General features: G+C 63.1%; 27 protein-coding genes and 1 pseudogene. 10 read left to right on the top strand and 18 right to left on the bottom strand.

What is annotated here, in order from left to right; translation table 11 throughout:
* Nucleotides 1-30 precede the first annotated feature (30 nt).
* On the top strand, nucleotides 31-771 hold the full coding sequence (ygfZ, locus tag ACZ1G8_RS10300; protein ID WP_472679316.1) for a CAF17-like 4Fe-4S cluster assembly/insertion protein YgfZ: 741 nt from the start codon (nucleotides 31-33) through the stop codon (nucleotides 769-771).
* Here the strand turns inward: ygfZ and ACZ1G8_RS10295 are convergent.
* A pseudogene (locus ACZ1G8_RS10295) lies at nucleotides 755-1,355 on the bottom strand (TetR/AcrR family transcriptional regulator). The gene ygfZ and the pseudogene ACZ1G8_RS10295 sit on opposite strands and share 17 nt — an antisense overlap.
* Before the next feature lie 114 nt (nucleotides 1,356-1,469).
* Here ACZ1G8_RS10295 and ACZ1G8_RS10290 point away from each other — a divergent pair.
* Complete coding sequence (locus ACZ1G8_RS10290) at nucleotides 1,470-2,348, top strand: metal-dependent hydrolase (RefSeq protein ID WP_472679315.1); 879 nt, start codon at nucleotides 1,470-1,472, stop codon at nucleotides 2,346-2,348.
* A gap of 60 nt (nucleotides 2,349-2,408) precedes the next feature.
* Here the strand turns inward: ACZ1G8_RS10290 and ACZ1G8_RS10285 are convergent, their stop codons facing one another.
* From ACZ1G8_RS10285 to rplU, 3 genes are all read right to left on the bottom strand, one after another.
* On the bottom strand, nucleotides 2,409-2,951 hold the full coding sequence (locus tag ACZ1G8_RS10285) for a GNAT family N-acetyltransferase (RefSeq protein ID WP_472679314.1): 543 nt from the start codon (nucleotides 2,949-2,951) through the stop codon (nucleotides 2,409-2,411).
* A gap of 212 nt (nucleotides 2,952-3,163) precedes the next feature.
* The gene (gene rpmA, locus ACZ1G8_RS10280; protein ID WP_221428915.1) at nucleotides 3,164-3,433 is read right to left on the bottom strand and encodes a 50S ribosomal protein L27; all 270 of its coding nucleotides are present in this window, start codon (nucleotides 3,431-3,433) and stop codon (nucleotides 3,164-3,166) included.
* A gap of 11 nt (nucleotides 3,434-3,444) precedes the next feature.
* Complete coding sequence (gene rplU / locus ACZ1G8_RS10275) at nucleotides 3,445-3,954, bottom strand: 50S ribosomal protein L21 (protein WP_472679313.1); 510 nt, start codon at nucleotides 3,952-3,954, stop codon at nucleotides 3,445-3,447.
* 182 nt (nucleotides 3,955-4,136) lie between these two features.
* On the opposite strand from rplU, the gene ACZ1G8_RS10270 reads away from it, so the two are divergent.
* Together ACZ1G8_RS10270 and ACZ1G8_RS10265 are read left to right on the top strand one after the other, a co-directional pair.
* Nucleotides 4,137-4,664: a hypothetical protein gene (locus tag ACZ1G8_RS10270; protein ID WP_472679312.1), complete on the top strand. Its 528-nt coding sequence runs from the start codon at nucleotides 4,137-4,139 to the stop codon at nucleotides 4,662-4,664.
* Nucleotides 4,661-5,368, top strand: coding sequence for a Crp/Fnr family transcriptional regulator (locus ACZ1G8_RS10265; RefSeq protein ID WP_472679311.1), 708 nt, complete (start codon nucleotides 4,661-4,663; stop codon nucleotides 5,366-5,368). The genes ACZ1G8_RS10270 and ACZ1G8_RS10265 overlap by 4 nt, the downstream gene beginning before the upstream one ends.
* Here the strand turns inward: ACZ1G8_RS10265 and ACZ1G8_RS10260 are convergent.
* The 14 genes from ACZ1G8_RS10260 to coxB form a co-directional block, all read right to left on the bottom strand.
* On the bottom strand, nucleotides 5,365-5,790 hold the full coding sequence (locus tag ACZ1G8_RS10260; RefSeq protein ID WP_472679310.1) for a hypothetical protein: 426 nt from the start codon (nucleotides 5,788-5,790) through the stop codon (nucleotides 5,365-5,367). The genes ACZ1G8_RS10265 and ACZ1G8_RS10260 overlap by 4 nt on opposite strands.
* A 74-nt stretch (nucleotides 5,791-5,864) precedes the next feature.
* A complete protein-coding gene (locus ACZ1G8_RS10255; protein WP_472679309.1) occupies nucleotides 5,865-6,332 on the bottom strand; it encodes a molybdenum cofactor biosynthesis protein MoaE in 468 nt (155 codons plus the stop codon).
* Nucleotides 6,325-6,561 carry a MoaD/ThiS family protein gene (locus tag ACZ1G8_RS10250; RefSeq protein ID WP_472679308.1) on the bottom strand — a complete coding sequence of 79 codons (237 nt, stop codon included), beginning with the start codon at nucleotides 6,559-6,561 and terminating at the stop codon, nucleotides 6,325-6,327. The genes ACZ1G8_RS10255 and ACZ1G8_RS10250 overlap by 8 nt, the downstream gene beginning before the upstream one ends.
* 2 nt (nucleotides 6,562-6,563) lie before the next feature.
* Nucleotides 6,564-6,869: a Rossmann fold domain-containing protein gene (locus tag ACZ1G8_RS10245; RefSeq protein ID WP_472679307.1), complete on the bottom strand. Its 306-nt coding sequence runs from the start codon at nucleotides 6,867-6,869 to the stop codon at nucleotides 6,564-6,566.
* Nucleotides 6,866-7,240 carry a dihydroneopterin aldolase gene (locus ACZ1G8_RS10240; protein WP_221428922.1) on the bottom strand — a complete coding sequence of 125 codons (375 nt, stop codon included), beginning with the start codon at nucleotides 7,238-7,240 and terminating at the stop codon, nucleotides 6,866-6,868. The genes ACZ1G8_RS10245 and ACZ1G8_RS10240 overlap by 4 nt, the downstream gene beginning before the upstream one ends.
* A 9-nt stretch (nucleotides 7,241-7,249) precedes the next feature.
* A complete protein-coding gene (locus ACZ1G8_RS10235) occupies nucleotides 7,250-8,137 on the bottom strand; it encodes a class I SAM-dependent methyltransferase (protein WP_472679306.1) in 888 nt (295 codons plus the stop codon).
* Nucleotides 8,137-9,528 (bottom strand): threonine synthase, encoded by a 1,392-nt coding sequence (thrC, locus tag ACZ1G8_RS10230; protein WP_472679305.1) that lies wholly within the window; start codon nucleotides 9,526-9,528, stop codon nucleotides 8,137-8,139. The genes ACZ1G8_RS10235 and thrC overlap by 1 nt, the downstream gene beginning before the upstream one ends.
* Nucleotides 9,529-9,579: 51 nt before the next feature.
* Nucleotides 9,580-10,164, bottom strand: coding sequence for an SURF1 family cytochrome oxidase biogenesis protein (locus ACZ1G8_RS10225; RefSeq protein WP_472679304.1), 585 nt, complete (start codon nucleotides 10,162-10,164; stop codon nucleotides 9,580-9,582).
* Nucleotides 10,165-10,254: 90 nt separating this feature from the next.
* The gene (locus tag ACZ1G8_RS10220; RefSeq protein WP_472679303.1) at nucleotides 10,255-11,076 is read right to left on the bottom strand and encodes a cytochrome c oxidase subunit 3; all 822 of its coding nucleotides are present in this window, start codon (nucleotides 11,074-11,076) and stop codon (nucleotides 10,255-10,257) included.
* Nucleotides 11,077-11,152: 76 nt separating this feature from the next.
* Entirely contained in the window at nucleotides 11,153-11,725 is a 573-nt protein-coding gene (locus ACZ1G8_RS10215) for a cytochrome c oxidase assembly protein (RefSeq protein ID WP_472679302.1), read from the bottom strand.
* Between the two features lie 115 nt (nucleotides 11,726-11,840).
* Nucleotides 11,841-12,764 carry a heme o synthase gene (locus tag ACZ1G8_RS10210; protein WP_472679301.1) on the bottom strand — a complete coding sequence of 308 codons (924 nt, stop codon included), beginning with the start codon at nucleotides 12,762-12,764 and terminating at the stop codon, nucleotides 11,841-11,843.
* A 28-nt stretch (nucleotides 12,765-12,792) separates the two neighbouring features.
* The gene (locus ACZ1G8_RS10205) at nucleotides 12,793-13,764 is read right to left on the bottom strand and encodes an alpha/beta fold hydrolase (RefSeq protein ID WP_472679300.1); all 972 of its coding nucleotides are present in this window, start codon (nucleotides 13,762-13,764) and stop codon (nucleotides 12,793-12,795) included.
* Between the two features lie 90 nt (nucleotides 13,765-13,854).
* On the bottom strand, nucleotides 13,855-15,564 hold the full coding sequence (gene ctaD / locus ACZ1G8_RS10200; protein ID WP_472679299.1) for a cytochrome c oxidase subunit I: 1,710 nt from the start codon (nucleotides 15,562-15,564) through the stop codon (nucleotides 13,855-13,857).
* 32 nt (nucleotides 15,565-15,596) lie between these two features.
* Nucleotides 15,597-16,643 carry a cytochrome c oxidase subunit II gene (coxB, locus tag ACZ1G8_RS10195; protein ID WP_472679298.1) on the bottom strand — a complete coding sequence of 349 codons (1,047 nt, stop codon included), beginning with the start codon at nucleotides 16,641-16,643 and terminating at the stop codon, nucleotides 15,597-15,599.
* 213 nt (nucleotides 16,644-16,856) lie between these two features.
* Between coxB and pyrE the strand changes: the two genes are divergently transcribed.
* From pyrE to lepB, 6 genes are read left to right on the top strand one after another with little or no spacing between them, the layout of a single operon-like run.
* Nucleotides 16,857-17,438: an orotate phosphoribosyltransferase gene (gene pyrE / locus ACZ1G8_RS10190; RefSeq protein ID WP_472679297.1), complete on the top strand. Its 582-nt coding sequence runs from the start codon at nucleotides 16,857-16,859 to the stop codon at nucleotides 17,436-17,438.
* Nucleotides 17,435-17,845: a VOC family protein gene (locus ACZ1G8_RS10185; RefSeq protein WP_472679296.1), complete on the top strand. Its 411-nt coding sequence runs from the start codon at nucleotides 17,435-17,437 to the stop codon at nucleotides 17,843-17,845. Before pyrE ends, ACZ1G8_RS10185 begins: the two co-directional genes overlap by 4 nt.
* A gap of 2 nt (nucleotides 17,846-17,847) precedes the next feature.
* On the top strand, nucleotides 17,848-18,588 hold the full coding sequence (locus ACZ1G8_RS10180; RefSeq protein ID WP_472679295.1) for a pyridoxine 5'-phosphate synthase: 741 nt from the start codon (nucleotides 17,848-17,850) through the stop codon (nucleotides 18,586-18,588).
* Complete coding sequence (locus ACZ1G8_RS10175) at nucleotides 18,585-18,854, top strand: pyridoxal phosphate biosynthetic protein (RefSeq protein ID WP_472679294.1); 270 nt, start codon at nucleotides 18,585-18,587, stop codon at nucleotides 18,852-18,854. Before ACZ1G8_RS10180 ends, ACZ1G8_RS10175 begins: the two co-directional genes overlap by 4 nt.
* Entirely contained in the window at nucleotides 18,851-19,252 is a 402-nt protein-coding gene (gene acpS / locus ACZ1G8_RS10170) for a holo-ACP synthase (RefSeq protein ID WP_472679293.1), read from the top strand. Before ACZ1G8_RS10175 ends, acpS begins: the two co-directional genes overlap by 4 nt.
* Nucleotides 19,249-20,121 carry a signal peptidase I gene (gene lepB / locus ACZ1G8_RS10165; RefSeq protein WP_472679292.1) on the top strand — a complete coding sequence of 291 codons (873 nt, stop codon included), beginning with the start codon at nucleotides 19,249-19,251 and terminating at the stop codon, nucleotides 20,119-20,121. Before acpS ends, lepB begins: the two co-directional genes overlap by 4 nt.
* The last annotated feature ends 6 nt before the right edge of the window (nucleotides 20,122-20,127 follow it).

Genomic DNA, 20,127 nt, shown 5'->3' with positions numbered 1-20,127 from the left:
CTATGCCGCCCGGTGGCCTATCTGTCACGCATGATAGCCACACGCCTGATTAACCGAGCCGTGATCCGCCTGAGCCCGCAAGAAGACGGCGACAACGTCATCGATTTCCTGCAAGGCCTGCTCACCAACGACCTGAAACAGCCGCTGCCCGTCTATGCCGCGCTGCTGACGCCGCAAGGCAAGACTATGTTCGACATGTTCGTATGGCCTTCGGGCGATGGCGGAGTGATGCTCGATTGCGAGGCAGAGGGTGCGACGGACCTGTCGAAGCGCCTGTCGCTCTACCGCCTGCGCCGCAAGATCGACATCGCGATTGATGAAGGCGTGGCCGTGCACTGGGAAAGGCATGCAGGCGATGGCGGCGCGCCCGACCCACGCCTTACCGCACTGGGCCAGCGCTGGCTCGCGCCGGTATCCGAGAATGACGAGGCCGCCGATGACGCCTACCTCGCCCACCGTCTAGCAATGGGCGTTCCCGAAGGCAGGGCGGAGATGGGAGACATCCTCTGGCTGGAGACCAACGCTGTCGAGCTCCACGGCGTGGCCTTCGACAAGGGCTGTTACATCGGCCAGGAGAACACCGCGCGCATGAACTGGCGCAGCAAGGTCAATCGCCGGCTGGTCGTCGTTCCGCTCGATCAATCCGATGAAAAGCGGCGCAAGGCGACCTACGAGGGCCTTGGCCTCGCGGTGGATCACCTGCGCGTCAGCGACATCGACGCGGCTGCAGCGCCGGACTGGATGAAGCCGGGCCTCAGCCCTTCTGAGTGACCGCCTCGAGCGAGCGAACCAGCATCCGTTCCGCTCGGTCGCGAGCGGCGGTCTCGGGCAGGCCCAGCGAACGCGCGAGGGCGCTGCCGATCAGCGCATCGCCCATGGCCATCAGGACCAGCGCGAGGGTTTCTACGTGGACATGCGTCGTCTCGCCCGAATGCGAGGCTTCGGCAGGCGCGATTTCGTCGACCAGTTCGTGAATCGTCTCGACGATCGGGGTCAGCGCATCCTCGTTGCCGGTCAGGATCATCCAGCTCGCAAGCGCACCCGCTCCTTCCTTGTCGAAGGCATCGAAGGCAAGATCGACCACCTCGCGCGGTGAGCCGAGTCCCGCTCTGCTCGCGTGGACGGCATCGGCGATGGTCGCACAGACAGCTTCTGCCAGATGCCCGGCAAGCGCCTTCTGCAGGCCGGCGGCCGAACCGAAGTGGTGCAGCAGGTTGGCGTGCGTGCGCCCGATCTCGCCCGGCCACGGCTTTCAGTGTGACCGATTGCGGGCCGGTCTCGATCAGGAGCGATCGCGCCGCCTCGAGCGCTGCGAGGCGCGATTCTTCGGGCGAAAGGCGTTTGCGGGTTGCCATGGTTGCAAGGCGATAAACCATCCGGCGCGTCCGGGGAAGGCACGCCCGCCACTTATTGACATGAATGTCAGTACCCACTACTTACATTGATGTAAGTTAATTCCGGAGCAGTCCATGAACGCCCCTGTGAAATTCGCTACCGAAGCCAACAAGCAGGCTCCCACCCCTGCCGATCTTACGATCACCGTGCGTGACGAGCGCTTCAATCGTGGCACCACGCCGCGCCGCTGGTGGGCGGGCGAGCCATTCGGCACCGCCTGGCACAACGCGCTCTCGGCAACCTTCCCGCGCGGCGAAGCCTTCTTCATCGAGGCCGTGAAGGCCCATCGTGATGGCGCCGATCCGCAGCTCGCCGAGGAAATCCGCGCCTTCGTGAAGCAGGAAATCAACCACACCCGCGAGCACATCGCCTTCAACCGTCTCGCTGAAGACCACGGCTACGACATCAAGGCGATCGACAAGCGCGTCGCCGAGATGCTGGCCATGACCAAGGGACGCCCCGAGATCCTCAACCTCGCCGCCACCATGGCGCTAGAGCACTACACCGCGATGATGGCTGCCGAATTCCTTGGCAATCCCAAGCACTTCAAGGACGCCGATCCCGAAGTCCGCGCGATGTGGGAATGGCACTCGATCGAGGAGATCGAGCACAAGGGCGTCGCCTTCGACACCTGGAACCACGCCACGAAGGACTGGACCAAGAGGAAGCGCTGGAAGGTCCGCAACCTGATGATGCTGATCGTCACTGCGCGCTTCTTCAAGAACCGCTGGAACGACACTCTGGAACTGCTCGCGCAGGATGGAATCACCGGCTGGAAAGCCAAGTGGGGCCTGTTCAAGTATCTCACCGTGAGCCCGGGCGTGGTGCGCCGCATCCTCCCGGCATGGCTCGCCTACTTCAAGCCCGGTTTCCACCCGTGGGATCACGACGATCGCGCGCTGATCGGCAAGTACGAAGGTGAATTCGAAGCCGCGCTGATGCCGGCCGAATAATTACCGAGGCGCCAAAAACAAGAAGGGCCCCGCGAGCGATCGCGGGGCCCTCTCGTTTGGTCAGGCCGCCTGAAGCGGTGCCTCTGCCTGCTGGGCATCGAGACCGAGGCTGTAGAGCACGCAATCGGCCTTCTCGCCCCGGCCGCAGCTGTGCCGCGCCGCAACCTTGCCTGTCGGCCTGAAGCCGAGCTTGCGCAGCACGCGGCCCGAGGCCGGGTTGTCGAGGAAGTGGCCGGCGGTCAGCCGCTCATGGCCGAGCAGCCGTGCAACCTCGAGCACGCCATTGCCGGCTTCGGTTGCATAACCCTGTCCCCAGAACCTGCGGGCAATCCAGTATCCGAGTTCGACCTCGCCATCGGTCGCATCGATGCCGATGCAGCCGACCAGCTCCGATCCCTCGTCACCTGGGCGGGTAATGAGGAACACCGGAAAGCGCGGATCCTGCTTTCGCATGACGAATTCGCGGGCATGTTCGGGGAGATAGGGCCAGGGCGCCGAGGCAAGATTGCGGACGACGCCTTCGTCGGCGATCTTGCCGAACAGCGCATCTGCATCTTCAGGCCAGGCCGGCCGCAACAGCAGCCGATTCGTAACATGGAACATCGGTATTCTCCCCGTGAGGTCCACGCTCCGGGCTCCTAGGCCGGACGCGTGACAATTGCGTGGCGACGAAATCGAATTTTCGCCCAAGCGGTTTTGAAGAGGGAGAAACGACAAGAGGGAGACGGGTCGGCCCCATCTCCCTCTTCGTCTGCCGGATCGTTAGCCCGGCTGGGACCGTTCCGTCTGGACGGTCCCGTTATCGGAGCGTCCGTTTATTCGGCGGCTTCCGCCATTGCGTCGACCGAAACGTATTTGCGGCCGAGCTTGCCCGAGTGGAATCGGACGACGCCGTCGGTAAGCGCGAACAGCGTGTGGTCCTTGCCCATGCCGACGTTGACGGCCGGGTAGAACTTCGTGCCGCGCTGGCGCACGATAATGTTGCCGGCGACGACGTTTTCGCTGCCGAACTTCTTCACACCAAGACGACGACCGGCTGAGTCGCGACCGTTACGCGATGAACCGCCTGCTTTTTTATGTGCCATGGTTCAGATCCTTACTTCTTGGATTCGGTCTTCTTGGCGGCAGCCTTCTTGGGCGCAGCCTTCTTGGCGGGTGCCTTCTTGGCAGGAGCCGCCTTGGTAGCTGCAGCCTTCACGGGCGCAGCCTTCTTGGCCTTCGGCGCTGCCTTCTCTTCGGAAGTGTCCTTCTTCGGAGCGTCAGCTTTCTTCGCAGCTTCCTTCTTCGGAGCAGCCTTCTTGGCGCCGCCGGTGCCGACGTCGGTGATGCGCAGGAGCGTCATCATCTGACGGTGGCCGTTCTTGCGGCGGTAGTTGTGACGACGACGCTTCTTGAAGACGACGACCTTTTCGCTCTTCGCCTGTGCGATGATTTCGGCCGAAACGGTCACCTTGCCGGCGTCTTCCAGCTTGTCGCCTTCACCGGCGAGCAGGACGTCGCCCAGCGTGATGGTGTCACCGGCTTCGCCAGCCAGCTTCTCAACCGCGATCTTGTCTCCGGCGGCAACCCGGTATTGCTTGCCGCCCGTGCGCACTACTGCGAACATGGTACGTATCTCTCGTTCAAATTGCTGTGCCGCATTCTTGCGAGATCTACGGCGCGCCCGTCGACCCGCTGATGAGCGGGCCCGGAAAGAAGCGTGCCGTTAGGCGAAAGGCGGGACCAAGTCAACGCTGGATGGAGCGCTTTTTTGCCTTTCGCGCTGGCACAGCCTGCTGCCCATGCTATGTGGCCGCAATGCACGCAAATGCAAGACCAGCCCTTGCCGCCGTCCTTTCCCTGTCGCTCGCGGCCTGTGCCGGGTCCAGCGCGGACTACCCCTCGCTCGCGATCCGCGACAGTGAACGCAGCGAAGGAACATTCGGCAGTCCGGAGCCCAAGCGGCTCGATGTTCCGCCGGTCGAGGTGGATCTGACAGGCGGGCTGGATGCTCGCCTTGCCAGCCTCGTGGCCGATGCACGCAATGCGCACGAGGCATTCGAGGAAGCGCGGCCCCGGGCTGAAGAGCTCGTCGCAGCTGCCTCGGGCACCAGCCTAGGAAGCGACCGCTGGGCTGCAGCGCAGATCGCTCTCGCCGAACTCGATTCAGCGCGCAGCCGCGCCGCCATTCCGCTGGGCGATCTCGATGCGATCTATGCTGCGGCGCGCGTAGGTGCTGACGAGATCACCGCAATCGAATCGGCACGAGATGAAGTAATCGCGCTCGTCCGCATCGAAGACGCGGTCCTTGCTGACCTGCGGGAGCGCGTGGAATGAGCCTTTCCTGTGCAACCTGCCCCGTGCGCGATCGTGCGGCCTGCGCGATTCTCGAGGAAGCCGAACGCGAGGAGCTGGCCAAGGCCGGACGCTCGCGCGTCCTTAAGAAGGGAGAGACGCTGTTCAGCGCCGGAATGTCGGAAGCTGCCTGCGCCACCCTCAAGAGCGGCGCGCTCAAGATCACCTCTACCGATATCGACGGACGCGAACGCATCTTGTCGCTCGTTCACCCCGCCGGCTTCGTCGGCGAGATGTTCGGCCCCTACATGCGCCACGACGTGGTCGCGCTGGGCGAAAGCGAATTGTGCGTGTTCTCGGGTCCTGCCTTTGCCGAAGCGACAGAGCGTTATCCCCGGCTCGCACAAGCGCTTTTGCGGCGCACGCAGGAAGATCTCTTTGCGAGCCGCGAACTACTCGCGCTGACCGGCAACGCTTCGGCCGAACAACGCGTCGCCGGTGCTCTCCTGTCGATGGCCCGCGCGGCGAGCGATCTCGCCCTGCCATCCGGCCAGGGAGTTCGACCTCCCGCTCTCGCGCGGCGAGCTGGCCGATATGCTGGGACTGACGATCGAGACGGTGAGCCGCATGTTCACGCGCTTCGAACGCGAGGGCGCTATCAAGCGCATGGGAAAACGCGGGATCGAACTGGTCGACCCCGCGCTCCTGCCCCTCTCCTGAGGCGACTTGCCAGCGGCTTGGCTTAGCGAACCAGGGCCGCAATGGTGATCGTCGCGACGCCCCAGCAGAAGATGATGACCGGGAGGATCAGCATCTGCACCGCTGCGTCCTTGGCCGGAAGGCGGCCCGTCAGCGTCGAGATGCCGTCGCGGCGCAGCTGGGCAAAGCTCATCTGCTTCGATGCCGTCTTCGGAGCGAGCTTGGTCCAGATCGCCGGGATACCGAAGCCTGCGACGATGAAGACCGTGAAGATGGCCATCGGGATGATCAGGCCCGGCGAAGACATGCCCGTGGCCATGATCGCGAGAAAACCGAGGTATAGCGCAACAGTCGCGGCGTAGAGGCCCTTGGGCAGCTCGAACGTGCGGTCGACCTCGTGGCGCTTCCTGGGCGCTTCGACGATGGCGGCCTGTTCGGCAATCAGTTCGCGAGTAAGCAGCTTGGACATGACGATCTCCTTTGATGGAGACTGTTTGCCTCTTTCACGCGGGCCATTCCTTGATCGAGATCAATCAGGCGCATTTATTTCCAGCGGGCGAGGTCTTCGTGGTCCTGCTCGCGCGGTTCGATCCAGTGCCAGCCGTCGGCGCGCCTTTCGCGCTTCCAGAACCATGCCGCCGACTTGAGATGGTCCATCAAGAAGTCCGCTGCCTCGAAAGCATCGCGCCGGTGGCGCGCAGCGGTGGCGACCAGCACGATCGTCTCACTGGGTGTCATCACGCCGATACGATGCCAGGCAAGGACGCCTGCAAGGTCGAAGCGCTCACACGCCTGTTCCGCCAGGTCCTGCATGCCCGGCAATGTCAGCGGCTCGTAATGGGTTAGCTCAAGCGCCCTCACCCAGCCTTCGGGGCGAACCTTGCCAAGGAAGGAGGCGACGCCCCCGGCGTTATCATGCGCGGAATTGAACGCGGCGAGCGCTTCGCCGACCGAAATGCCTTTCTCCAGCAGCCGGACGTCGATCGGGCTATCGATCGATAGCCTAGCCACCGCTCACCGGCGGCAGCAGCGCGACCTCGTCGCCATCCTCGGCGTGGAGCGTACGCTTGTCGGCCAGCACCTTGCCCTTGCAGGCCACGTTGACTCGCTCTTCGCCCAGCTGCTCGGCAATCTCGGGACCGACAGCTGCGAGAAGCCCTTCCCAGTCGAGCGGAGCAGCAGCTTCGCGTTCCTGCTCGCCCGCAAGATCGCGCAAGGGGCCGAGGAAGAGAATCGTCACGCTCACGTCGCGGCCCGGAGGTACTGGCCTGTCACGCCCAGGGCCTGCGCAAGATAATCCGCCGTCGCATCGAGCGATGGCCCGCTGCCGGCAACAAGATTGACCCGCCGCGGCGCGTATTTGCGGGCCAGCATCGCCGCGGCCGCCTTGCGCCATTCCTCGTGGGTGTGATCGGCGGCCTCAAGCGTGACGAGTACGTCCAGTCCTTCACCAAGGGCCCGTTCGATCGGGTCGAGCCAGTTCTGGTAGAACAGTCCGGCCGCAGCCAGCGGCTCCGGCGGAAGGCCGTCGACCTCGATCCGCTTCATTCGCGGCGCTCGCGGTGGAGCGTGATGCCGATCTTCTCGCCCGCCTCGGCAATCGCCAGCTTCACAATCTTCACGGTCACAGCCTCGACCCGCTTGTCCTGCAGGAACAGCGTTTCGCAGACATGGTCTGCCACGGCCTCGATCAACTTGAAGTGCACGCCCTCGGGCAGAGCCTCGGAGGCCGCGAACTTCAGGTCCATGTAGTTCTTGGAATCGTCCAGCGGCGTGTCGGCATCGTAGTGACGCAGCGGCTTCATCCGTACCTTGATGGTAAAGCGCAGCGGCTGCGGCTTGCCGGTCTCCTCGGAATAGATTCCGGTGAGCACGTCATGTTCGAAATCGGCGACTTCCAGGATCAGCGAATCGGTCATGGGCTGCCTCTAGCGCGGATTGGACCAGCGCGCGAAGATTGCGGTCGGCAGCATCCTGCCGCCCTCTTCCTGGACAGCGAGATCGCCATGCTCGATCTTGCCCGGAAGCCCGGCAAAAACCTCTTCGAGCAATCCGCCTAGAGCAAGGCTGCTCATGCGAACGGCATAGACGGTGAGGAACAGGAAGCTGCTGTCGGCATCGAGAAGCTGGCGGCAATCGGAGACCAGATCGGGCAGGCCCTGCTCGAGCCGCCACACCTCGCCATCGGGACCGCGCCCGAACTTCGGCGGATCGAGAATGATACCGTCGTAGCGACGCCCGCGACGAACCTCTCGCGCGGTATATTTCATCGCGTCCTCGACCAGCCAGCGCACGGGTCGATCGTCGAGCCCTGCGAGCGCGGCGTTCTCACGCGCCTGCGCAACCGATTTCTTGCTCGCATCGACATGGGTGACGCGGCCATAGCGGCTGAGCGCCTGCGTCCCGACGCCGGTGTAGCCGAACAGGTTCATCGTTTCGGCATCGGTGCGACCATCGAGCTGTTCGCCCATCCATGTCCAGACCGGCGCCATATCGGGGAAGAAGCCCAGATGGCGGAATGGGGTGCATTGCGCGGTGAAGCGCACTGCGTCGCCCCAGCCCAGCTCCCAGCCGTCCTGCGGGACGTCCTTCGAATATTGCCAGCGACCGCCGCCATCCTCGTCACTGCCCGGCACGAATTCGCCATGAGCGTCCCAGTGGTCGAGCTTTGGCGACCACATGGCCTGAGGTTCGGGGCGGATGAAGCGGTAGTCGCCATAGGCCTCGAACTTGCGGCCATGGCCGCTGTCGAGCAGGCGATAGCCGTCCCAGCCTTCGCCAACCATCAGTACGGGATCGCGTTGCAGCTCGGCCATCAGGAAGCGCGCTCCATGATGTGATCACGCACGGCTTCATAGGTACCGGGCAGTTCGATGAAGCTTTCCTCGCGTGCGAAGAGATCGCCGACGCGCGAGGGGAGCGGGGGGCGCAGGCCCGTGGCGCGCTCGACCGCGTCGGGGAATTTCGCCGGATGCGCCGTGGCAAGCGTCACTACTGGCACATCGCTATCGATTGCCGCCTCGCGCGCCGCATGGAGGCCGATCGCCGTGTGCGGGTCGAGCATCTCGCCGCATTCCTCGTAAGCCCAGCGCATGGCCTGCGAGGTGTCGCCCTCGTCAGCACGCGCACTGGTGAAGAGCGCCGCCGCACCTTCGCGCTGCGCATTGGTGAGCCGCATCGCCTTCTCCGCTTCGAAGCCGCGCATCTGCTCTGCCATCGCAGCACCATCGCGCCCGCCCACGTCGAAAAGCAGCCGCTCGAAGTTCGAGCTAACCTGGATGTCCATGCTCGGCGCAGCGGTCGGCGTCACGGTGCCGGCCGAATAGTCGCCCTGTCCCAGCGCGCGGTGGAGGATGTCGTTGACGTTGGTCGCGACGATCAGCTGCTCGATGGGAAGACCCATGCGCGCAGCGACGTGCCCGGCAAAGACATCACCGAAATTTCCGGTCGGGACGCTGAAGGCGAGCTTGCGCTCGGGGCCGCCGAGCTGGAGCGAGGCGGCAAAGTAATAGACCACCTGCGCCATCAGCCGCGCCCAGTTGATCGAGTTGACCGCACCGATGCGGTGCTCTGCGGTAACGTCCCCGTCGGCGAAGATCCGCTTCACCATCGCCTGTGCATCGTCGAAGCTGCCGTCGATGGCGATATTGTGGACGTTGGGTGCGCGCACCGTGGTCATCTGCCGCCGCTGGACGTCACTCACGCGGCCCTTGGGGTGGAGCATGAAGATCTCGACATTATCGAGACCCGCCACGGCATCGATCGCCGCACTGCCCGTATCGCCGCTGGTCGCGCCGACAATCGTCAGGCTGCCTTCCTCGCGGCCGAGGAATTCCTCGAACAGCAGGCCGAGCATCTGAAGCGCCACGTCCTTGAAGGCGAGCGTGGGGCCATGGAACAGCTCGAGCACCCAGTGCTGCTCGTCGAGCTGGACCAGCGGGGTCACCGCCCTGTGCGCAAAGCGGCCATAGGCCTTCGCGGTCAGCTCCCGCAGGCGATCAGGAGTGAGGCTGTCCCCAACGAAGGGCTCCATCACGCGTGCAGCAAGTTCTGCATAAGGCAGGCCGCGCATCGCGGCGATCTCATCCAGCGAGAACTGCGGCCACTCCTCTGGCACGTAGAGACCGCCATCGCTGGCAAGCCCGGCCAGCGTGACTTCGGCAAAATCGAGGCTCGGCGCCTCTCCGCGGGTGGAAACGTATCTCATTGCGCCAAGGCGGTTAGCGGCGTGCGCAGGTGCGGGCAAGCAAGCGGGTGTTTAGTCGTCCCTAGCCTTGGTGGCAGATCGGCGGCGCAGCGCGAGGATATAGATCGCCAGCGCGGTCAGCGCGAAGAAGAACCACTGGCCCGCGTAAGCGAGGTGATTGTTGGGCAGGTCGCGCGGGTCGGGGCTAGCGAGCGGTTCGAGCCCGGCCATGCCTTCGGTCGCCACGACACGACCGCCCGGAGCGATAATGCCGCTCACCTCTCCGCCCGTCCATTCGGCTGCCTCGGGACGCACCGACCAGCCGATGTCGACATCGACAGGCGCATCCAGCCCAGCGAGGGCGCAGGAGGCGCGCTGAGCCCAGCCCTTCGCACCCGATGCGCTCGTACCGGCGCGTGGCGACACTGCGAGCACTTCGAGGCAATCGATCGTGGTGCGGCGATAGAGCGCTTCCTCGACCGCTTCCGGAGACTGCGGATAGGCAACCTCGGACGACATTTGCAGGTTTGCCTGCGCCTGCGAGACCAGCGCATCCTTTTCGTCCATCCGCGAGAGCTGCCAGAAGCCGAGCGCGATCATCACGGCAATCGCGCCGCCCACGATGATGGTGGAGATGATGGGAATGCGTGCGGTCATCGAAAGCGCCTCTGCGTCAGATAGCGAAAAGGGCAGCCTGGACGATGCCGGGCTGCCCTTTTTGTGGTCCGGCGGAAAAGCCGGAAGGTATCAGTGGAACTCAGCACCCCAGCCGCCCCAGACGTAGACGACGGCGAAGAGGAACAGCCACACCACGTCGACGAAGTGCCAGTACCATGCTGCAGCTTCGAAACCGAAGTGCTGGCGCGGGGTAAAGTGGCCCTTGTAGGCGCGCACGAGGCAGACGATCAGGAAGATCGTGCCGACGAGGACATGGAAGCCGTGGAAGCCGGTCGCCATGTAGAAGGCCGAGCTGTAGGTGTTGCCGCCGAATGCGAAGGGGGCAACCGCATACTCGTAGGCCTGGATCGCGGTGAAAACCGCGCCGAGGATCACGGTGAGCCAGAGGCCCTTCTTCAGGCCGTCACGGTCGCCGTTGATCAGGGCATGGTGTGCCCAGGTAACGGTGGTGCCCGAACACAGCAGGATCAGCGTGTTGAGCAGCGGAAGGCTGAACGGGTTGATGACGTATTCGATGGCCGCAGGCGGGAACTGGCCGCCGACGACTTCGGAAATCTCCGAGGGGAACAGGGCGAAATCGAACCAGCTCCAGAACCAGCCGACGAAGAACATCACTTCCGAAGCGATGAACAGGATCATGCCGTAGCGCATGTGCAGCTGGACGATCGGCGTGTGGTCGCCGCGCTCGGCTTCCTTCACGATGTTCGAGAACCAGGCGAAGAAGGTGGCGATGAGGCCGGCGATGCCGAGGCCGAGCACGAGGTGCGCGCTCGCCATCTCGTGCATGAAGAGCACCATGCCGCTGGTGAAGGTCAGGGCCGAAATCGAGCCGATCAGGGGCCAGACATCGGGTTCGAGGATGTGATATTCGTGATTGACGTTACCAGCCATTGTACCTGTGTCCTGCGTTTCGCGTTCGGGCTGCCCATAATGCGCATGGCCGCGCGGGTCTAGGGGGCGCGAGGCGTTATTTCTTCGCTTCGTGGAAAGTGTAGGAGAGCGTGATCTGTTCGACACCTTCCATATTGGCATCGTCAAGCGCCTTGGGATCGACGAAGTAGAGCACCGGCATGCGCACTTCCTGACCCGGCTGGAGCGTCTGCTCGGTGAAACAGAAGCACTGGATCTTGTTGAAATAGGCGCCTGCCTGCTCGGGCTCGACATTGAACGTCGCGGTGCCGGTTACCGGGCGGTCGGAATTGTTGCGGGCGACGTAGATAGCCATGTCGCGCTGGCCGATGGTGACGGTGTCGGTCCGCTGCTCGGGCTTGAAATCCCAGCCAAGGCCGGGAGCAACGGTACCATCGAAGCGGATCGAGATCTGTTGGCCGCCGGCGGCTGCACCCATGCGGGCGGCAAGGTCGGCCTCGCCTTCGGTTGCGCGCTGCGTCGTGCCGCCGAAGCCGGTCACCCGGCAGAAGAGTTCGTAAAGCGGCACTGCTGCGTATCCAAGGCCCAGCATCGCCACAGCACCTGCAAAGGCCATCAGCCCCGTCCTGATGTTGCGGTTTTCGAGCGAATTCGCAGCAGCGGTAGTCATTACATCCTCACGATGGTGATCATGTAGAAGAGAATGGCGAGGAAAAGCAGCACGCCGCCGACCACGAGGTTGCGGCTCTTCTGGCGGCGGCGGTATTCCTTTTCTTCTTCGGGGGTCATGAGAGCAATCCTTGATAATACAGCACCCGGTCGGCCACGAGCGCAGCGAACAGAGCGAACAGATAGGCAATCGAGAAGAGGAACAATCGTTTCTCGGGCTGCATCTTGTCGCCGGGGGCAGGATCACGCGTCGCAACCGGAATTGCCAGTGCGATGAATGCAATGGTCAGTGCAAGCGCTGCTATCCCGTAGATCCAGGCGGTTCCACCGATAGCCCAGGGCGCAAGAACGGTGGGCAGCATAAGCAGCGAATAGACCAGCACTTGGCGGCGGGTGGACTTGTGCCCCTTCACCACTGGCATCATCGGAATGCCGGCCTTCGCGTAATCGGTCTCCACGAACAGCGCGAGCGCCCAGAAGTGCGGCGGCGTCCACATGAAGATGATGAGGAACAGCAGGACCGGCATCAGCGTCACGTCGCCGGTAACCGCGACCCAGCCGATCAGCGGCGGGAATGCGCCTGCACCGCCACCGATCACGATGTTCTGCGGCGTGCGCGGCTTGAGCCAGATCGTGTAAATCACTGCGTAGTAAAAGATCGAGAAGGCGAGGATCGCTGCCGAGAGCCAGTTGATCGCAAGGCCCATGATCATCACCGATGCGCCCGACATCAGCAGCCCGAAATCGCGCGCGTCGGTCCGCGACATGCGGCCTGCAGGAAGCGGGCGTGCCGCCGTGCGCTTCATCACCGCATCGATATCGCTTTCCCACCACTGGTTGAGCGCGGCTGCGCCGCCTGCACCCACGGCAATGCACAGGATCGCTGTAAAGCCGAGGACGGGATGGATGTTGCCCGGAGCCGCGAGCAGGCCGCACAGTCCCGTGAAGATCACGAGACGCATCACACCCGGCTTGGTGAGTGCGAAAAAGTCGCGCCAGTCCGCTGGGAGCTGGGTGGTCTTGGGGGCAGCTTCGGTCATGGGATTCGCTCGCCGGGCATATAGGGGCTTAGACCCGCTGAATCCAGTCAATCAGCAACGCATTTACCTCTTCCGGACGTTCCTGCTGCGTCCAGTGACCGACGCCCTCGAGAATGTGGCCTTCGACGCGCGGCGCGAACATCTTCATCATGGCAATCGGATCCGGAACCGCGCCGAACAGGAAGGTCGCCGGATCGCGCGTTCCCCCGATGAAAAGTGCGGGCTGTTCGATGCGCTTGCCGTTCCAGCCCTGCAGCCATTCATAGTCCGCTTCGTGGTTGCGATAGCGGTTGAGCGGCCCGCGGAAACCAGACTGCTTGAACTCGGCCTCATAGAAGTCGAGGTCTTCCTCGCTCAGCCAGGGTGTGGGCTGCGGGTCGGGCAGGCCTTCGAGGAAGGTGGCGCCATAGGGCTTGTCCCAATATGCACCCGGCGGCACGTCGCCGCTGATCGAATACATCATGCGGTGGACCCAATCGCGCGGGTCCCTCTCCGCCTCCGCCTCCGCGACACCGGGCTCCTGGAAGTACTCCTGATAGAAGTACTTACCCTGGCTGGTGAAGTGCTCGTGGAAGATTTCGGTGAAGGGGCGCTGCGGCACACCGGCGAAGGGCACGGACATGCCGGCCACCGCGCGGAAATGGTCCGGATTGGTCAGCGCCGTATTCCAGACGATCGGGGCACCCCAGTCGTGGCCCACGAGAATGGCCGGCGCGTCAGGCTGGAGTGCCTGCTTCAGACCCACGAGATCGCCTACGATCCGCTCCATCGCATAGGCTTCTATCGGGTGCGGCTTGTCCGAACCGCCATAGCCACGGACGTCGATGGCACAGGCGGTGAAACCGGCTTCAGCAAGAGGTCCCAACTGGTGGCGCCAGCTATACCAGCTTTCGGGAAAGCCATGGACGAGGATCACCAACGGACCCTCGCCGTCAGCTGGGCTCTCGATCGCGCAACGCAGGCTCAGTTCCCCGACATCGATAGTCCGCATTTCAGGCATTCTCGATCCTCTCGTCCGCATAAAGGAAAACGGCCGGCCCCTTGTGGGACCGGCCGCTTGTCTCTGTCCAGTGATTAGCTGGCGGCTGGCTTACGCCGGCTTCGCCTTGCCAATGTGGTCGTGGTGATCGTGGTGCTCTTCGATCACCGGAAGTTCGCTGAACTGGTGGAACGGCGGCGGGCTCGACAGGCTCCACTCGAGCGTGGTCGCACCCTCGCCCCAGTAGTTGTCTTCCGCCTTCTTGCCGGCGACGAACGCGTAGATGATGTTGATGAAGAAGAACACCATCGAGAGCGCCATGATGTGGTAGCCGAGCGAGCTAATCTCGTTCCAGAAGGTGTAGGCTTCCGCATAGTCCGGATAGCGGCGCGGCATGCCCTGCAGACCAAGGAAGTGCTGCGGGAAGAAGATCACGTTCACGCCGATGAAGAACAGCCAGAAGTGAATGTGGCTGAGCAGTTCGGAGTGCCAGCGGCCGCTCATCTTCGGGAACCAGTAATAGAAACCGGCGAACATCGAGAAGACGGCACCCATCGACAGAACGTAGTGGAAGTGAGCCACCACGAAGTAGGTGTCGTGCACGACATCGTCCACGCCGCCGTTGGCGAGATAAACGCCAGTGACACCGCCTACGGTGAACAGGAAGATGAAGCCCAGAGCCCAGACCATCGGCGACTTGAACTCGATCGAGCCGCCCCACATCGTGGCAATCCAGCTGAAGATCTTCACGCCGGTCGGGACCGCGATGACCATGGTCGCTGCGGTGAAGTACATCTTCGTGTTCACGTCGAGGCCGACGGTGTACATGTGGTGCGCCCACACGACGAAGCCGACGACGCCGATGGCGACCATGGCATAGGCCATGCCGAGGTAGCCGAAGACCGGCTTGCGGCTGAAGGTCGCGACGATCTGCGAGATCATACCGAAGCCCGGCAGGATCATGATGTAGACTTCGGGGTGGCCGAAGAACCAGAACAGGTGCTGGTAAAGGATCGGGTCACCACCGCCTGCGGGGTCGAAGAAGGTCGTGCCGAAGTTACGGTCGGTCAGCAGCATGGTGATCGCGGCAGCAAGCACCGGAAGTGCGAGCAGCAGCAGGAATGCCGTGACCAGCACCGACCATACGAACAGCGGCATCTTGTGCAGGGTCATGCCCGGCGCACGCATGTTGAAGATGGTGGTGATGAAGTTGGTCGCGCCCAGGATCGAGCCGGCACCGGCAAGGTGCAGCGAGAAGATCGCGAAATCGACGGCGGGGCCAGTCGAACCAGTGGTCGAAAGCGGGGCGTAAACGGTCCAGCCAACGCCTGCGCCCGGACCCGTGCCACCCGGCACGAAGAGCGAGAACAGCAGCGAGACGAAGCCCGCAACGGTCAGCCAGAACGAGATGTTGTTCATGCGCGGGAACGCCATGTCCGGCGCACCGATCATCAGCGGGACAAACCAGTTACCGAAACCGCCGATCATGGCCGGCATGACCATGAAGAAGACCATGATCAGGCCGTGGGCCGTAATGAACACGTTCCACATGTGGAGGGAGGTGTCGAAGTCGGCAGTGCCGCCCATGAACTCGGCCCACCATTGAAGGTACTGGATACCGGGTTCTGCGAGCTCCATGCGCATGATGCCCGAAATCGCGCCGCCGATGATACCGGCGAAGATCGCGAAGATCAGGTAGAGCGTACCGATGTCCTTGTGGTTGGTGGACATGAACCAGCGCGCGAAGAAGCCGGGCTTATGGTCGGCATCGTGCGCGTGGTCGTCGGTGTGAGCCTGGAAGTTGTCGGCGGTAGTAGCCATGATGTCAGTCTCTCGCGTCTATCGTATCTTGTTTAGGCAGCCGGATTTTCGACCGGCGGAGCGCCTGCGCCCGGAGCACCGGGAGCTGAGCTTTCGGGATCCTGCACCGGGGGCAGCGAGGGATCGGCTTCGATGCCGGCCTCGTCGGCACCCGCGATGGTGCCACCCTGGGCAAGGACCCAAGCATTGTACTGGTCCATCGGCAGCGCTTCGACTGCGATGGGCATGTAACCGTGACGGGCGCCGCACAGTTCCGAACACTGACCGTAGTACACGCCCGGCTCGTCAACCTGGAAGATGCGCTCGTTGAGGCGACCCGGGACGGCGTCCATCTTGAACCAGAGGCTCGGGACAGCGAAGGAGTGGATCACGTCGGCTGCAGTGACCTGCAGACGGATCGGCACACCGGCGGGAACAACCATGCGGTTGTCGACGGCCAGCTGGTAAGGCTCACCGCGTGCTTCGGCTTCGGCGTCGTCGAGCATGTTCGAGACGATCTCGAAGTCGCCGTTATCGGGATAGGCGTAACCCCAGTACCACTGGTAGCCGATCGCCTTGATGGTGATCGCGTCTGCCGGCGGGGTCTTGTACTGCTTCGAGATCAGCGTGATCGAGGGGACCGCGATCGCGAGCAGGATAAGAGCGGGAACGACCGTCCAGATGATCTCGATGGTCGTGTTGTGGCTCGTCTTCGAGGGAACCGGGTTGGCCGACTTGCGGAAGCGGAACACTACATAGAGCAGCAGCGCCAGCACGAAGAGGCTGATCAGCAGCATCACCCAGAACAGCCAGATGTGGAGACCATAGGCATATTCGCCGGTTTCCGAATACTGCGGCTGGATGTCGATGCCGCCAGCAACGGGCATGCCCTTGCCTTCGGTCGGAGCCATCGGCGTATATGCATCGCTGCCCGCCGAAACCGCTTCGGGATCGGCGACATCGGCAGCTTCGGCCGGATCGACAGATTCGAGTTGCTCGGTTGCAGTAGCGTCCTGCGCCACGGCTGCGGGCGCTCCGATAACCAGCGCAAAAGCGAGGCCCAGGCTGGCTACGATCCGGTTAAGTCCGAGAGTTTTCATTCTGTTAGAACTCTTTCGTGTCGTGTCATCTATCGTCAATGGGTGCCTTTGCGACCAGTCGTCCACGCAGACCCAACCCCACGCACGCGAGGGTCGATTTCGATGCGCCTATAGGCAGGACTTGCCGCGGCCTCAAGCGCAAGAGGGATAAAAATGTGCAAGTGGCTTTGCCTCTTGCGCAAACGCGCTCGACGCGCTTTGGAAGCCGGCGATATGACAGAAGACGAAATCCTCTCCGAATTCCGCGCCAGCGAAGCTCTCCTCGAAGGCCATTTTCTGCTCTCGAGCGGGCGGCATTCCGGCCATTACCTCCAGTGTGCACGCGTGCTGATGAACCCTGAACGTGCCGGCCGCCTGGCCTTCGCGCTCGCCCAGAAGATCCCGCGCGAAATACGCAACCAGATCGATGTGGTGGTGAGCCCGGCCATGGGCGGCATCATCATCGGACAGGAAATGGGCCGTGCACTGGGCAAGGACGCGATGTTCCTCGAACGGCCCGAAGGCGAGTTCCACCTGCGCCGCGGCTTCCGCCTTGAATCGGGCGCCAAGGTCCTCATGGTGGAAGACGTCGTCACCACCGGCCTTTCGAGCCGCGAGGCGATTGCCGCCGTCGGGCGCGAAGGCGGCGAAGTCATCGCCGAGGTTTCGCTGGTCGACCGCAGCAATGGCGAGGCCGATCTCGGTGTCCCCTTCTTCCCGCTGATCGACATCAACTTCCCGACCTATGCCGCTGACGAGGTGCCTGCCGAGCTCGCGGCAATCGAGATTACCAAGCCGGGGAGCCGGAAGGCTTGACCACGCGTCCCGATCCGATCTTCCACCTTTCCTTCCCGGTCCGCGACCTGGATGAGGCGATCGAATTCTACACGAGCCGCCTGGGCGCTGTTCTTGGACGCAAGGAACAGTTCTGGGCCGACATCGCCCTGTTCGGAGCACAGGTGACGCTCCAGTTCCGTCCAGACGACGTTCTCGATCCGATGCCCCGCTCCCGCCATTTCGGAGCCACGCTGCCGTGGGACGACTGGGAGGAGCTGGTGTCCTCGATCGACATTTTCGTCGAGGAACCACACCGAGCGCACGAGGGTTCGGAGCGTGAACAAGGCAAGGCCATGATTTCCGATCCGAGTGGCAACCTCGTCGAGATCAAGGCCTACCGTTATCCCGCAGCGGTCTTGGGCGGGCTGGCAAAGGAACACGCTTGAGCATGACAAACCCGCTTCGTCTGGGCGTCAACATCGACCACGTCGCGACCATCCGGAATGCACGTGGCGGCGATCATCCCGACCCGGTGCGTGCGGCCGAAATCGTCGCACGAGTTGGGGGAGACGGAATTACCGCCCACCTTCGCGAAGACCGCCGCCATATCCGCGATGCCGATCTCAAGCGCATCCAGGATGCGACCGACCTGCCGCTCAATCTCGAAATGGCGGCAACCGAGGAAATGCTCGAGATCGCGCTGCGACATTGGCCGCACGCCGCCTGCATCGTGCCGGAAAAGCGCGAGGAGCGGACGACCGAAGGCGGGCTCGATGCGGCAGGCCAGCACAATACGCTTGCGCCGATTGTCTGGAAGCTCAAGGACAAGGGCATCCGCGTCTCGCTATTCATCGAGGCGGACGAGCGCCAACTCGATGCAGCATTGAAGCTCGGCGCAGAGGTCGTGGAATTCCACACGGGCGAATACGCCCATGCCCATCTCGACGGCGACAGTGAGAAGGTCGCGCGCGAACTGAAACGCATCTCCGACATGGCTGCGCTGGCTGCCAAGAACGGGATCGAGCCGCACGCCGGCCACGGCCTCACATACGAGAATGTGCAGCCGATCGCTGCCATCCCGCAAATCGCCGAACTTAATATCGGCCACTACCTCGTCGGCGAAGCGGTGTTCGTCGGACTCGAGCAGGCGGTGCGCCACATGCGCGAGCTGATGGACGAAGCGCGGTGAGCGAAGGCCTGTCACGCAGCGCCAAGCTCTGGGCGCTCGGGGCCGCGATCCCCTTCCTGCTCAGCCTGCTGCTGCTCGGCTTCGCCGCCTCGCGGCAGACCTTCCTTGCGTTCGCCATCGGATGGCCGATCATCCAGATTTTCGGTTATGTCGGTTCGCTCAAGCGCGCCAAGGGCGAGATCGATCATCCGCTGGTGAAAACGCAGGTCATGCTCCACTGGATGATGCTCGCCATCCTCATCGCTATTTTCGCGAGGGTTCTATGATCATCGGAATGGGCAATGACCTCACCAATATGGACCGGATCGCAAATTCGCTCGAGCGATGGGGCGAGAAGTTCGAGATACGCTGCTTCACCGAGATCGAGCGTGAGAAGGCGGCGCGGCGCCCCTTCACTCGCGTCGGCACTTTCGCCAAGCGCTGGGCCGCGAAAGAGGCCTATGCAAAGGCCGTCGGCACGGGATTTTCGCGCGGCGTGTTCCACAAGGATATCGGCGTCGTGAATGCCCGCTCCGGAGCGCCGACGCTCGCGCTGACCGGCGGTGCTGCGCTAAGGCTTGCCGAAATGCTGCCTGCAGGGCATGAGCCGCGCATTCATCTCACCCTCACAGACGATCATCCATGGGCACAGGCCTTCGTTATCATCGAGGCCTTTCCCGCATGAGTGCAGACACCGCCGCCGTGACCGACACCGAAGACAAGAAAAAGAAGAACGAAAAGGTCGACTGGATCGCGGAAATCCGCGGTCTTGCGCTGATGCTGCTGGCGGTATTCGCCTTCCACAGCTTCGTTGCCAAGCCCTTCTACATCCCCTCGGAAAGCATGCTGCCTAACATGCTGGTGGGTGACCGGCTGGTGGTGAGTAAGTATCCCTATGGCTGGAACTGGTCGTCGATCAGTTTCCATCTCGCGCCGCGCGGCGACTGGCGAGTGGCTGGCGACACGCCAGAATATGGCGACATCGTTATCCCGGTACATCCCGAGCGCGACGAGGACTACATCAAGCGCGTGGTTGCCCTTCCCGGCGACAGGATAGCGGTGACGAACGGCCAGATCGTGCTCAACGGTACGCCCGTTGCTCAGGAAGCCGAGCCGCCGCTAGACCTGCCCATCGACGAAAACTCGACTTGCTATGGCTTTCTCGACCCAAGCTTCCGCACCACCGGGACTGACGGTCAGGAGGTCTGCCGCGTCCCGGTCTACCGTGAGACGCTGCCCAATGGCGCGAACTACCTGATCATCGACCACGTCAACCAACCGCTCGACAATTTCGAAGAGATGCTGGTGCCCGATGGCCATGTCTTCGTCATGGGCGACAACCGCGATCACTCCGCCGACAGCCGCGAGCTCAATTCCTCGCGCGGTCTGCTGGGTCCCGTCCCGCTGGAGAACATCGGCGGCCGCGCCGAATTCATCACCTTTTCGCTCGACGGCACGACCACCTTCAATCCGGTGACTTGGTTTACCAGCTTGCGCGAAGGCCGCGCCTGGACCACCTTACGCCCCTCCAAGACCGGGGAAAGCGCAAAATAGCAGGGG

The sequence above is a fragment of the Qipengyuania sp. BR81-2 genome (assembly GCF_055693895.1).
The sequence above is the reverse complement of the archived record's forward strand: the minus strand, read 5'-3'. Positions and strand labels throughout refer to the sequence as shown.

Coding starts and splice junctions, on each gene's coding strand:
- ACZ1G8_RS10210 (WP_472679301.1), bottom strand. CDS start 12,764: ATGACCGAAGCTGCCCCCAAGACCACCCAGCTCCCAGCGGACTGGCGC.
- ACZ1G8_RS10235 (WP_472679306.1), bottom strand. CDS start 8,137: ATGGCCGAGCTGCAACGCGATCCCGTACTGATGGTTGGCGAAGGCTGG.
- ACZ1G8_RS10260 (WP_472679310.1), bottom strand. CDS start 5,790: ATGTCCAAGCTGCTTACTCGCGAACTGATTGCCGAACAGGCCGCCATC.
- rplU (WP_472679313.1), bottom strand. CDS start 3,954: ATGTTCGCAGTAGTGCGCACGGGCGGCAAGCAATACCGGGTTGCCGCC.
- ACZ1G8_RS10205 (WP_472679300.1), bottom strand. CDS start 13,764: ATGCCTGAAATGCGGACTATCGATGTCGGGGAACTGAGCCTGCGTTGC.
- ACZ1G8_RS10245 (WP_472679307.1), bottom strand. CDS start 6,869: ATGAAGCGGATCGAGGTCGACGGCCTTCCGCCGGAGCCGCTGGCTGCG.
- rpmA (WP_221428915.1), bottom strand. CDS start 3,433: ATGGCACATAAAAAAGCAGGCGGTTCATCGCGTAACGGTCGCGACTCA.
- thrC (WP_472679305.1), bottom strand. CDS start 9,528: ATGAGATACGTTTCCACCCGCGGAGAGGCGCCGAGCCTCGATTTTGCC.
- acpS (WP_472679293.1), top strand. CDS start 18,851: ATGATCATCGGAATGGGCAATGACCTCACCAATATGGACCGGATCGCA.
- ACZ1G8_RS10180 (WP_472679295.1), top strand. CDS start 17,848: ATGACAAACCCGCTTCGTCTGGGCGTCAACATCGACCACGTCGCGACC.
- ACZ1G8_RS10220 (WP_472679303.1), bottom strand. CDS start 11,076: ATGGCTGGTAACGTCAATCACGAATATCACATCCTCGAACCCGATGTC.
- ACZ1G8_RS10265 (WP_472679311.1), top strand. CDS start 4,661: ATGAGCCTTTCCTGTGCAACCTGCCCCGTGCGCGATCGTGCGGCCTGC.
- ACZ1G8_RS10285 (WP_472679314.1), bottom strand. CDS start 2,951: ATGTTCCATGTTACGAATCGGCTGCTGTTGCGGCCGGCCTGGCCTGAA.
- ACZ1G8_RS10225 (WP_472679304.1), bottom strand. CDS start 10,164: ATGACCGCACGCATTCCCATCATCTCCACCATCATCGTGGGCGGCGCG.
- ACZ1G8_RS10290 (WP_472679315.1), top strand. CDS start 1,470: ATGAACGCCCCTGTGAAATTCGCTACCGAAGCCAACAAGCAGGCTCCC.
- ygfZ (WP_472679316.1), top strand. CDS start 31: ATGATAGCCACACGCCTGATTAACCGAGCCGTGATCCGCCTGAGCCCG.
- ACZ1G8_RS10240 (WP_221428922.1), bottom strand. CDS start 7,240: ATGACCGATTCGCTGATCCTGGAAGTCGCCGATTTCGAACATGACGTG.
- ACZ1G8_RS10215 (WP_472679302.1), bottom strand. CDS start 11,725: ATGACTACCGCTGCTGCGAATTCGCTCGAAAACCGCAACATCAGGACG.
- coxB (WP_472679298.1), bottom strand. CDS start 16,643: ATGAAAACTCTCGGACTTAACCGGATCGTAGCCAGCCTGGGCCTCGCT.
- lepB (WP_472679292.1), top strand. CDS start 19,249: ATGAGTGCAGACACCGCCGCCGTGACCGACACCGAAGACAAGAAAAAG.
- pyrE (WP_472679297.1), top strand. CDS start 16,857: ATGACAGAAGACGAAATCCTCTCCGAATTCCGCGCCAGCGAAGCTCTC.
- ctaD (WP_472679299.1), bottom strand. CDS start 15,564: ATGGCTACTACCGCCGACAACTTCCAGGCTCACACCGACGACCACGCG.